Below are 13522 nucleotides of genomic sequence, written 5' to 3'. Positions count from 1 at the left end.
GCAGATTGGCACGCTAGGCGGCGGAAATCATTTTGTGGAGCTGTGCCTGGCTAATGATCAGTCGGTGTGGATTCTGCTGCATTCCGGAAGCCGGAATATCGGTAAGGAACTGGCGGAGCGGCATATGGCGGTGGCTCGTAAGTTGCCGCACAACCAGAATCTGGTGGATCGGGATTTGGCGGTATTCCTTTCCCGCACTGCGGAGATGGATGCTTATCGGCGCGATCTGAACTGGGCGCAGGAGTATGCGGCGCGGAATCGTGCCGTCATGCTGGCGCTGGTGTGCAAGGCGGTTCGGGATGAGTTCGGTGAGCATCCGGTGGAATTCGACGAGCCGATTTCCTGCCATCACAACTATGTGGCGGAGGAGATCATCGACGGGATGCCGATGCTGGTCACCCGGAAGGGCGCGGTGCGGGCGGGCGCCGGGGATCTGGCGCTGATTCCGGGATCCATGGGCACGCGGTCGTATGTGGTTCGGGGCAAGGGAAATCCGGCTTCGTTCCAGTCGGCTTCGCACGGGGCGGGGCGGCGGATGAGCCGGAATGCGGCGAAGCGGCAGTTCACGGTGAAGGATTTGATCGCGCAGACCGAGGGCGTCGAGTCGCGTAAGGATGCCGGGGTGATCGATGAGATTCCGGCGGCTTACAAGGACATCGACCAGGTGATTGCGGCGCAGTCGGATCTGGTGGATATCGTCGCGACCTTGCGGCAGGTGCTGTGCGTGAAGGGGTAGGCGCGCGCCTTCCGTCGTCTCAGCGGCGGCGGAAGGTGGCGGCTACGCCCGCGCCGATGAGCAGGATGCCGACTATCAGGGGGAAGCCGGTGCGTAGCCATTCGTAGAGGGCTACGTGCAGTTCGTCGGAGATGGCGGGGATATTGCCGATCAGGCGGAAGCAGTCGGTGGGGAAGATGAGGTAGACCAGGCCGGGGAGGACGCCCCAGACCAGGCCGGCGGCGATGGTGCCCGCCGGGGAGTAGGCGGCCAGGGCCGCGACCACCAGGAACAGGGCTGCGCCCAGCAGGATTTGGAAGGCCGAGCCGAGGCGGTCGGAGAAGTCGCCGAGGATGGTCCACTGGCGGCTGTCGGCGGCGCCGCTCGCGGCGAAGCCGATGCCGACGGGGGTGAGCAGCAAACCCGCGAGGGTGCCGGTCAGGGTTTTCGACGTCGTTCCCGTGGTGCGGAACTGCGCACCGGGCGGCGTCCAACCCGCGGGCGACGGAAATTTCTCCGGCATGACTGGCTCCCTGTGTTCCCCCGGGACGCCCCGAACCAGCCCGGACGCTCCTATTGTCCGCCGCCGCACCGGTTCCCGCGCGATCTTGCGCGGAACCGCAATCAAGGCGATTCCCGCAGGACACCGGCGTTTCCTCCGGCGAGCCGTGACACGCCGGTGCTCGGGTCGCGCGAAGTCGGCCGGGTGTCGAGGGCTGTCGGTGGGGTGGGGCACCATGGAGCGCGTGACCTCGACCGACTCCTTCCCCTCGCCCTCGTCCGAAACCGCGCCGACCAGCACCGGCTCCGCGCTGCGGGCCGATGCCGAGGCGCTGCTGCGGGAACTGGCCGGTCCGGCCGCGCGGCTGCGGGAGGACCAGTGGGTGGCCATCGAGGCGCTGGTGGTGGACCGGCGGCGGGCGCTGGTGGTGCAGCGCACCGGGTGGGGCAAGTCGGCCGTGTACTTCATTTCGGCGAAGCTGCTGCGGGCGCAGGGCCGCGGTCCGACGGTCATCGTTTCGCCGCTGCTGGCGCTCATGCGGAACCAGGTGGCGGCGGCCGAGCGTGCGGGAGTGGTTGCGGCGACCATTAATTCGGGCAATGTGACCGAATGGGACGAGATCCACGCGCGGGTCGCGGCCGGTGACGTCGATGTCCTGCTGGTGAGCCCGGAACGCTTGAACAATCCCGACTTCCGCGATTCGGTACTGCCGAAACTGGCCGCCGACGCGGGCCTGGTCGTCATCGACGAAGCGCACTGCGTCTCCGACTGGGGCCACGACTTCCGGCCCGACTACCGCCGCATCCGTACTCTTATCGCCGATCTCGGCTCGGACGTGCCGGTGCTCGCCACCACCGCGACCGCCAATGACCGCGTGGTCACCGATGTTGCGACCCAGATCGGCACGGACACCCTGGTGCTGCGCGGCGGACTGGATCGCGAATCCCTGCACCTGTCGGTGGTGCGCATTCCCGACGCGGTGGAGCGCACCGCCTGGCTCAGCCGCCACCTGCACGAATTGCCCGGCTCCGGAATCGTTTACAGCCTCACCGTGGCCGCCGCGCACGACCTCGCCGACGTGCTGAACTCGCACGGCCACCACGTCGCCGCCTACACCGGCCAGACCGATCCGGCCGAACGCGAAGCGCTCGAAGCGGCCCTCCTCAACAACGAGGTGAAGGCGCTCATCGCGACCTCCGCACTCGGTATGGGCTTTGACAAACCGGATCTGGGTTTCGTGGTGCACGTGGGCGCGCCCTCCTCCCCCATCTCCTACTACCAGCAGGTGGGCCGTGCGGGCCGCGGTACCGAACGCGCCGAGGTGGTGCTGCTGCCCGGGCCGGAGGACCGCCAGATCTGGAGTTACTTCGCCTCCGTCGCTTTCCCGCGTGAACATATCGTCCGCTCGGTGCTGTCCGCTCTCGGCACCGATCGCCCGCTCTCCACCGCCGCGCTGGAACCTCTCGTGGAGCTCAACCGCTCCCGCCTCGAAATGGTGCTGAAGGTCCTCGATGTGGACGGCGCGGTGCGGCGGGTGCGCGGCGGCTGGGTCGGCACCGGCGAGCCCTGGGTCTACGACACCGAACGCTACGAGCGTTTGAGCATCGCCCGGAATGCCGAGCAGCAGGCCATGATCGACTACCAGTCCACCGCCGACTGCCGGATGAACTTCCTGCGCCGCCAGCTCGACGACCCGGACCTGACTGCCGACGCCCCCGGCTGTGGCCGTTGCGACAACTGCACCGGCGCGCGCACCGACACCAGCGTGGACGCCGCCGATCTGGCCGCCATCCGCACCCGCCTGGACCGTCCCGGCATCGATCTGCCCCCGCGCAAGCAGTGGCCGACCGGCATGGCGAAACTCGGAATCTCCTTGTCCGGCAAAATCTCCGACGGCGCGGAGACCGGCCGCGTCCTCGGCCGTCTCAGCGATCTCGGCTGGGGTCAGCGCCTGCGCGCCCTACTGGACGGCCCCGACGCCCCCGTCCCCGACGAGGTCTTCCGCGCCTGCACCGTCGTACTGCGCGAATGGGATTGGGCCCAGCGCCCCACCGCCGTCATCGCCATGGACTCCCCCCGCCATCCCATCCTCACCCGCTCCCTGGCCGCCGCCCTCGCGAAAGTCGGCCGCCTGCAAGACCTCGGCGTCCTGCACCTGCGCCCCGACCTGCCCCCGGTCTCGGCCGCCAACTCCGCCCACCGCGTAGCGGCCCTCCACAATGCCTGGGAGCCACCGGATCTCACCGGCATCGACGGCCCGATCCTCCTGGTGGACACCCTCACCGACTCCGGCTGGACCCTCACCATGGCGGCCCGCACCCTCCGCGCCGCCGGCGCCCCAGCCGTCCTCCCCTTCGCCCTCGCCACCCCGTCCTAGCCTGGACCGCCCCCAGCGCACGCACCCTCGTCATTCCGGCGTGCTCTCGGGCGGAATCTCACTCGTCCGCGACCAGCCCGCGGTCCTTCAATCCCTCGATCGAATCGACGTACTTCAGCATCAGGCGCGCGAATTCGACCCGGTCCCGGTCCGACCAGTCGGCGGTGATGTAGTCGTAGGCGGCCCGCTGGTGCTTGCGGTAGCGGTCCATCAGCGCCTCGCCTTCCGCGCTCAATTGCAGGACCGCTCGCCGCCCGTCCAGTTGTGACGGCACCCGGATCAGGTATCCGGCCTTGATGTTGTCGGTCACCATCCGGCTCGCCACCGAGGGATCCACCCCGAGATGCTCGGCCACCCCGCCGACCGTCACTTCCGCACCCGGCTCCTGCGCCCGCTCCTGCACGATATTCAGCACCAGCGTGCGCGCCATGTCCTTCGCCGAGACCGGGTTCTCCACCTCGCGCAGCACACCCCGCCGCAGCTTGCCGAATGCCGGTCCGACGGCGTCGAGCAGCTCGTCATCGGTACGTGAGTCCTTCGCGGTCATCGGCACATCGTATATCCATGCCATTACGCAATCATGTGTTGACGCGCAATCGTGTGCATGTTTACATACATATGCCATCAGGCACAGATTCCATTCGAACGGAGATCCCCATGACCACCCTCGTCACCGGCGCCCGCGGCAAGATCGGCCGGACCGTCATCGACCGCCTGCACACCGCCGGCCTCCCGGTCCGCGCCGCCAGCGCCGTCCCGGCCGAGGCCACCGTCCCGTCCGGCGTCGAACTCGCCGAACTCCGCCTGGACGCCTCCGAAACCTTCACCGCCGCACTGAAAGACGTGCGTCAGGTGTTCCTCTACGCCGAACCCGCCGGCATCGACGCCTTCATCGCGGCCGCCCGCACCGCCGGCGTCGAGCACATCGTGCTCATGTCCTCGTCTTCGGTGCTCGGCGCGGACGCCGAGACCAGCCCGCTCGCCGCGCACCACCTCGAGGTCGAAAAGGCCCTGGCCGCTTCGGATCTCACCGTCACCGTGCTGCGCCCGGGCGCCTTCGCCACCAACGCCTTCGGCTGGGCCCACTTCATCGGCAACGACCTGCCCATCGAGCACGCCTATCCGGACGCCCGCATCGCGCCGGTGCATCCCGACGATGTCGCCGATATCGCCGTCGCCGCCCTGACCGGCGCGTTCGCACCCGGCGGCACCTTCTACCTGACCGGTTCCGAACAGCTCAGCTTCCGTGAGCAACTCGCCATTCTCGGTGAGACCATCGGCCGCGACATCCCGGTCGTCGAGATCACCCACGACGCCGCGCTTGAGCAGATGGGCCGCCACATGCCGCCCACCTTCGCCACTTCACTGCTCGACTACTGGGCCGCCGCCACCGCCACGCCCGAAACCATCGCCGACACCACCGAATCCGTGCTCGGCACGCCCGCGCGCAGCTTCGCGCAATGGGCTGGTGAGAACGCAGCCGCCTTCTCACGCTCCTGATCCCGGCCTCGCCGTCCGCGAGGCCCCTTATTCCCCAAGGGATTTCATGTCCTCGATCTTGGCCCCCACCCCGCGGACCGCGGTTCGCGCCCGCTGGGCCATCCTCGCCGTCATTCTCTTCGCATCGATTCTCGATCTGCTCGACGCCACCATCACCACCATCGCCGCCCCCACCATCGCCGCCGATCTCGGCGGCGGCGCGCCCCTCGTCCAATGGCTCGGCGCCGCTTACGCTCTCGCCATGGGCGTGCTGCTGGTCGTCGGCGGCCGCCTCGGCGACAAGTTCGGCCGCCGCCGGCTCTTCCTGATCGGCATCATCGGCTTCACCGCGGCGTCCATCGCCTGCGGGCTCGCCTTCGATCCGGCCTCGATCATCGCCTTCCGCGTGCTGCAGGGCGCTTTCGGCGCGCTGCTCATTCCGCAGGGCTTCGGCATTCTCGGCGCGGTCTTCCCCCGCGAGGAACTCGGCAAGGCGTTCGGGGCGTTCGCCCCGATGCTCGGCCTGTCCGCCGTCGGCGGTCCCATCCTCGCCGGATTCCTCATCGACGCCGACCTTTTCGGTCTCGGCTGGCGCTCCATGTTCCTGATCAATATCGCGCTCGGCGGCCTCGCCACCGTGCTCGCCGTGCGCCTGCTGCCCCGCGACGCCGGTGACCGCACCGTGCGCGTCGACGGCATCGGCTCGGCGCTACTCGCCGCCGCCATGCTCGGCCTGCTCTACGGGCTCATCGACGGTCCCGAAACCGATTGGGCGACACGCTCGATGCTGTCGCTGGCCGCCGGTCTCGGCTGCTTCGCCCTGTTCTGCCTGCGTCAGCGGCACGCCGCGAATCCGCTGCTGGAACCCTCGCTGCTGCGCAATCGCGGCTTCACGTCCGGGCTGCTGCTCGGGCTGCTCTACTTCGCCGCCACCTCCGGGCTCATGTTCGTGCTCTCGCTCTACCTGCAGCATGTGCTGCACCGCAATCCGACTCAGACCGCGCTCGGTCTCGCCCCGCTGGCCGCCGGCATCATCGTGGCCTCCATCGCCGGGCACCAGTTGCTCGAAAAACTCGGCCGCACACTCGTTCTCATCGGACTCGTGCTCACCCTCGCCGGCACTCTCGCCCTGCTGGCCCTGGTGGCCGTCACCGATCCGACGCCCGCCGGACTGATCGCCCCGATCTTCCTGACCGGTCTCGGCCTCGGCGCCTGCTTCGGCAGCATCTACCGCGTCACCCTCGGCGATATCGATCCCGCCGAATCCGGCAGCGCCAGCGGCTCGCTCTCGGCGGTGCAGCAACTCGCGAACAGTATCGGCGCCGCCGCCGTCACCACCGTCTACTTCCACACCACCGGCGGGGCCACCGCCGCCCTCGTCACCGTCGCCGCGGTCACCGCCGCCTGCTGCACCCTCGTCCTGCTCCTCCCCCGCCACGCCGCGGCCGCGGCGCACTGACACCCCGATCGACACGCGGGCCGTCGCCACGGTCCGCGTTTCGTCGTCTTCGCCCCGGCGAACGGCAGGTACGGGGCAGTGCGGAGGCGTAGGCTCACGGACAGATTCGCCGAGTTCGACGACCGTGTTCGGTTCGACGCGGGATCCGGGAGTCGCCGTCCGACCGTGGGGGTTGATATGGGCGCCGCATCATCGAAAGTTCCACCGCTGCCGCTCGTGCGGATAGTCGGCAGGTTCCGGGACGCGCTCGCGGCCCTGCACCGGCGGCTCGCGCCGGGGCATATCGCGCTACTCGAACTGCATATGACCGGGTACCTGTCGACCGCGATCGGGGCCGCGGCCGAGCTCGGGGTCGCGGACGCGCTCGCCGCCGGGCCGCGACAGCCCGCCGAACTCGCGCAAGCCGTCGGTGCGGACGAGGACGCCCTGCGGCGGATGATGCGCCTGCTCGTCAGCTTCGACATCTTCGAGCAGCGGCGCGACGGGGCCTACCAGCTGAACGGGATCGCACAGGCCCTGCGCAGTGACGCCCCGGTCTCGCTACGCGATCTGTTCCTCTTCTTCGGCTCCGACTATCACCGCAACCACTGGACGCATCTCGTCGACGCCGTGCGGACCGGGCGCGCGGTCGGACCCGAACTCGACGGCAAACCGTTCTTCGAATACACCGCCGAGCACCGCGAGATCGGCGACCTCTTCGATCGCGCCATGACCAGCGTCAGCACGCTCGCCACCGAACCGTTGCTCGCCGCCTACGATTTCGGGCGGTTCGGGACGCTCGTGGATCTCGGTGCGGGACACGGGAGTCTGCTCATGGAGATCCTGCGCCGGACCGAAGCGGCGCGCGGGATCATCTTCGATCTGCCGGATGTCGTCGGCGGCGTACCGGAGGAGATCGCCGCGGCGGGCCTGTCGGACCGGCTCACCGTCGAAACCGGATCGTTCTTCGAAGCGGTACCCAAGGGCGGGGACGCCTACCTGCTCAAGCACATCATTCACGACTGGTCCGACGACGAGGCCGAACGGATCCTGCGGACCGTGCACGCCGCCATGGAGCCCGACGCGAGCCTGCTCCTCATCGATATCGTGCTGCCGGATCATCAGCGTCCGCACGCCGGGAAGTTCATCGACCTCGAAATGCTGATCAATGCCACCGGCCGCGAACGCACCGCCGAGGACTTCCGGAAACTCCTGGAGCGCAGCGGCTTCGACCTGCATCGCATCGTCTCGACCGTATCGCCGGACAGCGTCCTCGAGGCGCGCCCGAAACCGAACCCGGTCGTCACGCCCTAGTTCGCCCGCGCGAGCACGGTCACGCCGAGCGCCGGATCCGGTACTCCACCACGCCGTCCACGCGATCGGTCCAGCCGTCGGCCATCTGCGCGAGCAGGAACCAGGCCGCGTGCACTTCCTCGTCGGAGACCTTCGCGGCGGTCTTCAGCAGGTGCACCGCGCGGACGTGCGCGGCGGCCATGGCGTCGACCACCGCGCCGAGGGATTCGGCCTGCGTCGGTCCCCTCCGCCGCGCCCTGCCTGCCACCCAGTCGTCGATGGACGTCACGACCCGGGCGCGTAGCTCGTCGATGCCGCCGGCATCGCCGGCCGAATGCCGGCGTGCCAGATGAAGTTCGGCGAGCGATCGCGCCCAGCGCGTCACCGGATGGTCTTCGGACTGATCCCCGATATGGCCGCAGAAGGCGGCCAGTAGTTCATGCCAGTCGGGCAGGAGGGGACGGCTACCGAAGACGGTGCCATCGACGACATTGTCACGGCCGCTCGCCCACTGTGTGCTGTCCGGTTGCGGTACGTACATACCTACCTCCACGCTGCGGGCGCACCCGGTGCCGAAAACGGTCGCCGGACCGCGAGCCCGGTGCGGCAAGGGCGGACCGCACCGGATCCAGGCAACCGCTATCGGCGAAGGGCACATCTCGATACGGCACCGGGTGCAACTACAGGATGACCCGGCCGCGCCGCCCGCCCACTGCCCTTCCCTCGCCCCTCCACTGCCCCTCGTCCGCCGCGCCGCTCGACACGCGATATAGGACCGACCGGAAGGTACTCGCCGTGATTCTCCCTCTGCCGCAGCGAAACTCAGGTGTAACCCAATCGTCCACCGGTCGACTCGAACGTGACTATTCGGACATCTCGTACGCGACACGGCAAGTAGACGACGCGCCGAATCACCGCCGATGGCTATCTATCAGCGACCGACATGCCGGGGTGACGGGCCGACGATCATGAAAAGTTGACCTCGGTACGTGGCCGTGGGGAAAAGGGACGAATTCCACGGTGAGGTACCAAGGTCAACTTGGGAGCGGGGCGAGCCGGGGAGCTAGACCTTTACGAGGTCGTCGGCGTGGACTACCGGGCGCTTCATCGAGTCGGGGAGGTCGGCGGTGGAGCGGCGCTTCATCGATTCGAGTTCGTCGCTGTCGTAGGCGACTACGCCGCGGGCGACGATCTCGCCGTCGGGGGCGACGAGGTTCACGACGTCGCCGCCGTAGAAATGGCCCTCCACCCGGGTAATCCCGGCGGCCAGCAGGGAGTGTCGGCGGTCGGCCACGGCGACTACCGCGCCGGAGTCGAGGTGGACGGCGCCGACGCTGTCGGCGGCATGGCGGACCCAGAACTTCCGGGCCGAGAGGCGAACCGGGCGGGCGGCGAAGGCCGTGCCGACCGTCGCGCCGGAGAGCGCGGCGGCCGCGTCGGTCGCGGCGGCGAGCAGGACCGGGACGCCGGCGTCGGCGGCGAGGCGGGCGGCGGAGAGCTTCGAGGCCATGCCGCCGGTGCCGAGAGCGCCTCCGCTACCGGCGATTACGCCGTCGAGGTCGGCACTCGAGCGGACTTCGGGAATGAAATTCGCCGAGCCCTTCCGGGGGTCGCCGTCGTAGAGGCCGTCCACGTCCGAGAGGAGGACGAGGGCGTCGGCTCCGACGAGATGCGCGACGAGGGCGGCCAGGCGATCGTTATCGCCGAAGCGGATCTCTTCCGTTGCGACCGTGTCGTTTTCGTTCACGACGGCGATCGCGTGCAGGGACCGGAGGCGATCGAGGGTGCGCTGGGCGTTCCGATGGTGTTCGCGGCGGCCGAAATCGCCTGCGCTCAAAAGGACTTGGCCGACGACACGGCCGTAGCGGGCGAAGGAGGTGCCCCAGGCGTGGGCGAGGGCCAGCTGGCCGACGCTCGCGGCGGCCTGCTTCGTGGCGAGATCCTTCGGGCGCTTCGACAGGCCGAGCGGCGCCATACCCGCGCCGATCGCGCCCGAGGAGACGACGACCAGGTCCGAACCGGCGCGCATGCGCGATTCGACCGCGTCGGCGAGGGCGTCCAGGCGGTCGGTGTCCAGGCCACCTTCCAGGCTCGTCAGCGCCGACGAGCCGATCTTCACGACCACACTCCGCGCGGACGCGATCGCCTGCCGCGCCTCACTCAGCTCCGTGACCCGCGTACCGGTCGAATTCACTTGCCACACACCTCGATTCGCCCGCGCCGCGCGCCCCGCGCGACGCCGCACCCGAATTCTCGCTCACCACACCCGCGTCATCGCGGACCGGTGCCATTCCTATCGCGGACCGCCGCGGTCCGGCTCCAAGGCTCGGAGCGCGGCGGATCCGACCGGCTATTCCTCGTCTTCGGTGACCAGGCCGCGGCGCACGCGCGAGGCGTGCTTGCGCTCGGCCGCGCCGATCCGCTCGGTCTGGTCCAGGCGCGGGTCCACGCCGCGACGGGTCATCAGGGTCTCGACACCGGCGGAGATGGACGGCTCCCAGTCGAAGCAGTAGTCGGCGATCGTCACCGACGCGCCCGGCTGGGCGCCCAGCTTCACGAGTTCGTCCTCGACGCCGAGGCGAGCCAGACGGTCGGCCAGGTAGCCCACGGCCTCGTCGTTGTCGAACTGGGTCTGCCGCACCCAGCGCTCCGGGCGCTCGCCGACGACGATGAAGCCGCCCTCCTCCTCCGGATCGGGCAGGACGCGGAAACCGCTGTCGCCCTTCACGACCGGGCGGATGATCTGGCGCTTCGCCTCCGCCTTCGGATGCGCGGCACGGTATTCGGCGACCATCTCGGCGAGGGCGAAGGTCAAGGGGCGCAAGCCTTCCCGGCTCACGGCGGAAATCTTGAAGACCGGCCAGCCGCGCTTCGCGAACTCCGGCTCGACGAAGTCGGCGAGTTCGTCGGCATCGGGGATATCGGCCTTGTTCAGGATCACCACGCGCGGGCGGTCGGCCAGATCGCCCAGGCTCGCGTCGCCCTTCAGCGCGGGCTGGTACGCGGCCAGTTCGGCTTCCAGGGCATCGACATCGGAAATGGGGTCGCGGCCCGGATCCAGGGTCGCGCAGTCGACCACGTGCGCGAGCACGGCGCAACGCTCCAGATGACGCAGGAAGTCCAGGCCCAGACCGCGGCCCTCGCTCGCACCCGGGATCAGACCCGGCACGTCGGCCACGGTGAAGGTCGTGTCACCCGACTGCACCACACCGAGATTCGGCACGAGCGTGGTGAACGGGTAGTCGGCGATCTTCGGCTTCGCGGCCGACAGCACCGAAACGAGGGAGGACTTGCCGGCCGACGGGAAGCCCACCAGGCCCACGTCCGCCACCGACTTCAGTTCCAGCACCAGGTCGCGTTCCTGGCCCGCTTCGCCGAGGAGTGCGAAACCGGGCGCCTTGCGCGCCTTCGAGACCAGCGACGCGTTCCCGAGCCCGCCGCGACCGCCCTGCGCGGCGACGAAGGTGGCGCCCACGCCGATCAGATCCGCCAGGATCTCGCCGTCGGGGCTCATCACGACGGTGCCGTCCGGCACCTTCAGCACCAGGCCCTCGCCCTGCTTGCCATTGCGGTTGCTGCCCTCGCCGGGCTTGCCGTTGCCGCCCTTGGCATGCGGATGGAAATGGAAGTCCAGCAGGGTGTGCACGTTCGGGTCGACCTCGAGGATCACATCCCCGCCGTTGCCGCCATTGCCGCCGTCCGGGCCGCCCAATGGCATGAACTTCTCGCGGCGCACCGAGGCGCACCCGTGCCCACCCTTGCCCGCGGTCACATGCAACACAACGCGGTCGATGAATTTGGACATATCGGTGATCATCCTCCTTCAGGACTGGTCATGTAGCTCGCGGGGCGACGTGTCCCGCCGGGCTCACTATCGGAAACAACAAAGCGGGCCAGGGCATTCGCGACCCTGACCCGCTTCGGAAGTGTGTGGAGAGAACTCCGGTGCGCCGGTCAGGCGTTCACCGGCTCCGGAACCACGATGTTGACGGTCTTGCGACCACGCTTGGTGCCGAACTGCACCGCGCCCGCCTCGAGGGCGAACAGGGTGTCGTCACCGCCACGGCCGACGTTCACGCCGGGGTGGAAGTGCGTGCCGCGCTGGCGGACCAGGATCTCGCCGGCCTTGACGGTCTGACCGCCGAAGCGCTTCACGCCGAGCCGCTGGGCATTCGAATCGCGACCGTTGCGCGAGCTGGATGCACCCTTTTTATGTGCCATGACTAACTCCTCGTGCCGGGGTGACGAACCCCAAGTCGGATTACTTGATGCCGGTGACCTTCAGGACCGTCAGCTTCTGACGGTGGCCCTGACGCTTGTGGTAGCCGGTCTTGTTCTTGAACTTGTGGATGCGGATCTTCGGGCCCTTGGTCTGTTCGACGACCTCGGCGGACACGGAGACCTTCGCCAGCTTGTCAGCATCGGTGGTCAGCTCGGCACCGTCAACGACGAGCACCGGCGCCAGCGACACCGAAGTGCCCGGCTCACCCTCGATCTTCTCGACCTTCACCAGGTCACCAACCGCGACCTTGTACTGCTTTCCGCCGGTCTTGACGATCGCGTACGTTGCCATCGGTCGGCTGCCCTTCTTTCTTTTCAAGTGCTCGGCGCTAGCTCGGCACTCTGCTCACACGGCTGGATTCCGATAGGACACCGGAAACCGCCGTAGCTGGTCTGTGGTATTCACCGCCGCCTCGGGCCGATGGCTCATAATCCGAACCTGGCCCGCGCTCTCACAGCACTAGTCACAACAGAGTGCCGTCGCAAGGGGGCAGCGACTGGTCAAGACTACAGGACTCACCCGACCCCTCCAAACCGGGGTAAGACAACTCTCGTAGCTCTCGGGCGCAAGCCCCCGCACCCCCGGCTCCGGGGATGGTGACGCTTTCTTACAAGAGCGCCGGGTGCTCCGTCGATAGGCTCGATTCATGCGAGCTACCGGCACCTTCAGCGTCAAGTCCTTCGTCCCCGCCGAGATCACCGCCGAACCGGTCATTCCGACCGCCGTGCCGGTCGGCCTGGCCATTATCGAGAAGCAGTTCGAGGGCGAGATCGTGGGGCGTTCCACGACCCTGTTCACCTCCGCGTTCGACCCGGCGGCGGGTGCGGGCACCTATGTCGCGCTGGAGTCCTTCGAGGGGTCGCTGAACGGGGTCGCGGGCAGCTTCAATTTCGTGCACTCGGCGACCACCTCGGGTGCGGACCGGAGCGCGCCGTTCTTCACCATCGTTCCCGTCAGCGGGACCGGCGGGCTGGCGGGCATCCGGGGCACCGGGGATCTGACCATCGATGCGGACGGAACCCATCACCTCTGGTTCGAGTACGAACTGGGCTGAGGCGACAGCCCGGCGGAGCGAGCGACCGCCGGGCGGAAATACAGTGGCCCCGCCGTGGAAACGGCGGGGCCACTGTGGCTTTCCGGGGAACCTAGTTCGCGTCCTCCGGCGCACCGGCCGGGCGACCGGCGGCACGACGGCGCGGACGCGCCCGCGGCGGCACCGCGACCGGCGCCAGGTCCTCGAGGTTCAGCGCCGGGGTCTGCGGCTGATCCGCGCTGGAGAGCACGAACACCGCCCCCTTGCTGTCCGCGGCCGGAGCGGCGGCCGTACGAGCCACCCGGCGCCGGCCACGGGTACGCCCCGCGGGTTCGGCCTCGGTGGCGGTCTGCGCACCGGCGGCGGCCTGTTCCTCTTCCACCAGCACGGCGGCCTCGGCCCC

14 protein-coding genes are annotated in these 13522 nt (G+C 68.8%); 6 read left to right on the top strand and 8 right to left on the bottom strand.

Annotation, left to right across the window (positions count from 1 at the left end; genetic code table 11):
* Window positions 1–736 (top strand): RtcB family protein (locus tag NY1_RS10615; RefSeq protein WP_169815331.1); only part of this gene is annotated, 736 nt, incomplete at its 5' end.
* Window positions 737–755: 19 nt separating this feature from the next.
* Here NY1_RS10615 and NY1_RS10610 read toward each other — a convergent pair.
* The gene (locus NY1_RS10610; protein WP_067710769.1) at window positions 756–1238 is read right to left on the bottom strand and encodes a hypothetical protein; all 483 of its coding nucleotides are present in this window, start codon (window positions 1236–1238) and stop codon (window positions 756–758) included.
* 214 nt (window positions 1239–1452) lie between these two features.
* On the opposite strand from NY1_RS10610, the gene NY1_RS10605 reads away from it, so the two are divergent.
* Window positions 1453–3594 carry a RecQ family ATP-dependent DNA helicase gene (locus tag NY1_RS10605; RefSeq protein ID WP_067710774.1) on the top strand — a complete coding sequence of 714 codons (2142 nt, stop codon included), beginning with the start codon at window positions 1453–1455 and terminating at the stop codon, window positions 3592–3594.
* 58 nt (window positions 3595–3652) lie between these two features.
* Here the strand turns inward: NY1_RS10605 and NY1_RS10600 are convergent, their stop codons facing one another.
* The gene (locus NY1_RS10600) at window positions 3653–4141 is read right to left on the bottom strand and encodes a MarR family winged helix-turn-helix transcriptional regulator (RefSeq protein WP_067710773.1); all 489 of its coding nucleotides are present in this window, start codon (window positions 4139–4141) and stop codon (window positions 3653–3655) included.
* A 110-nt stretch (window positions 4142–4251) separates the two neighbouring features.
* Between NY1_RS10600 and NY1_RS10595 the strand changes: the two genes are divergently transcribed.
* The 3 genes from NY1_RS10595 (at window position 4252) to NY1_RS10585 (ending at window position 7825) form a co-directional block, all read left to right on the top strand.
* Window positions 4252–5094, top strand: a complete 843-nt coding sequence (locus NY1_RS10595; protein ID WP_067710768.1) for an SDR family oxidoreductase — start codon at window positions 4252–4254, stop codon at window positions 5092–5094.
* 46 nt (window positions 5095–5140) lie between these two features.
* Window positions 5141–6532: a DHA2 family efflux MFS transporter permease subunit gene (locus NY1_RS10590; RefSeq protein WP_067710767.1), complete on the top strand. Its 1392-nt coding sequence runs from the start codon at window positions 5141–5143 to the stop codon at window positions 6530–6532.
* Between the two features lie 177 nt (window positions 6533–6709).
* Window positions 6710–7825, top strand: a complete 1116-nt coding sequence (locus tag NY1_RS10585; protein ID WP_067710766.1) for a methyltransferase — start codon at window positions 6710–6712, stop codon at window positions 7823–7825.
* 19 nt (window positions 7826–7844) lie between these two features.
* Here NY1_RS10585 and NY1_RS10580 read toward each other — a convergent pair whose 3' ends face one another.
* From NY1_RS10580 to rplU, 5 genes are all read right to left on the bottom strand, one after another.
* On the bottom strand, window positions 7845–8345 hold the full coding sequence (locus tag NY1_RS10580; RefSeq protein WP_233434276.1) for a DUF4254 domain-containing protein: 501 nt from the start codon (window positions 8343–8345) through the stop codon (window positions 7845–7847).
* Between the two features lie 522 nt (window positions 8346–8867).
* On the bottom strand, window positions 8868–9968 hold the full coding sequence (gene proB / locus NY1_RS10575; RefSeq protein ID WP_067710771.1) for a glutamate 5-kinase: 1101 nt from the start codon (window positions 9966–9968) through the stop codon (window positions 8868–8870).
* Window positions 9969–10154: 186 nt separating this feature from the next.
* Window positions 10155–11609: a GTPase ObgE gene (gene obgE, locus NY1_RS10570; protein WP_067710770.1), complete on the bottom strand. Its 1455-nt coding sequence runs from the start codon at window positions 11607–11609 to the stop codon at window positions 10155–10157.
* A gap of 149 nt (window positions 11610–11758) precedes the next feature.
* Window positions 11759–12025, bottom strand: coding sequence for a 50S ribosomal protein L27 (gene rpmA / locus NY1_RS10565; protein WP_040806195.1), 267 nt, complete (start codon window positions 12023–12025; stop codon window positions 11759–11761).
* 40 nt (window positions 12026–12065) lie between these two features.
* Complete coding sequence (gene rplU, locus NY1_RS10560) at window positions 12066–12377, bottom strand: 50S ribosomal protein L21 (protein WP_067710765.1); 312 nt, start codon at window positions 12375–12377, stop codon at window positions 12066–12068.
* 355 nt (window positions 12378–12732) lie between these two features.
* Between rplU and NY1_RS10555 the strand changes: the two genes are divergently transcribed.
* A complete protein-coding gene (locus tag NY1_RS10555) occupies window positions 12733–13140 on the top strand; it encodes a DUF3224 domain-containing protein (RefSeq protein WP_067710764.1) in 408 nt (135 codons plus the stop codon).
* 91 nt (window positions 13141–13231) lie between these two features.
* Here the strand turns inward: NY1_RS10555 and NY1_RS43630 are convergent.
* Window positions 13232–13522 (bottom strand): hypothetical protein (locus tag NY1_RS43630; protein ID WP_169815330.1); only part of this gene is annotated, 291 nt, incomplete at its 5' end.

This window comes from Nocardia yamanashiensis NBRC 100130, assembly GCF_001613325.1.
Classification (GTDB): domain Bacteria; phylum Actinomycetota; class Actinomycetes; order Mycobacteriales; family Mycobacteriaceae; genus Nocardia; species Nocardia yamanashiensis.
Note: the sequence above shows the minus strand (reverse complement) of the source record. Positions and strands in the feature narration are given on the sequence as shown.

Bases quoted from the DNA above. Each gene is read 5' to 3' on its own strand.
- NY1_RS10610 (WP_067710769.1), bottom strand. From the start codon at position 1,238: ATGCCGGAGAAATTTCCGTCGCCCGCGGGTTGGACGCCGCCCGGTGCG.
- NY1_RS10605 (WP_067710774.1), top strand. From the start codon at position 1,453: ATGGAGCGCGTGACCTCGACCGACTCCTTCCCCTCGCCCTCGTCCGAA.
- NY1_RS10600 (WP_067710773.1), bottom strand. From the start codon at position 4,141: ATGACCGCGAAGGACTCACGTACCGATGACGAGCTGCTCGACGCCGTC.
- NY1_RS10595 (WP_067710768.1), top strand. From the start codon at position 4,252: ATGACCACCCTCGTCACCGGCGCCCGCGGCAAGATCGGCCGGACCGTC.
- NY1_RS10590 (WP_067710767.1), top strand. From the start codon at position 5,141: ATGTCCTCGATCTTGGCCCCCACCCCGCGGACCGCGGTTCGCGCCCGC.
- NY1_RS10585 (WP_067710766.1), top strand. From the start codon at position 6,710: ATGGGCGCCGCATCATCGAAAGTTCCACCGCTGCCGCTCGTGCGGATA.
- NY1_RS10580 (WP_233434276.1), bottom strand. From the start codon at position 8,345: ATGTACGTACCGCAACCGGACAGCACACAGTGGGCGAGCGGCCGTGAC.
- obgE (WP_067710770.1), bottom strand. From the start codon at position 11,609: ATGTCCAAATTCATCGACCGCGTTGTGTTGCATGTGACCGCGGGCAAG.
- rpmA (WP_040806195.1), bottom strand. From the start codon at position 12,025: ATGGCACATAAAAAGGGTGCATCCAGCTCGCGCAACGGTCGCGATTCG.
- rplU (WP_067710765.1), bottom strand. From the start codon at position 12,377: ATGGCAACGTACGCGATCGTCAAGACCGGCGGAAAGCAGTACAAGGTC.
- NY1_RS10555 (WP_067710764.1), top strand. From the start codon at position 12,733: ATGCGAGCTACCGGCACCTTCAGCGTCAAGTCCTTCGTCCCCGCCGAG.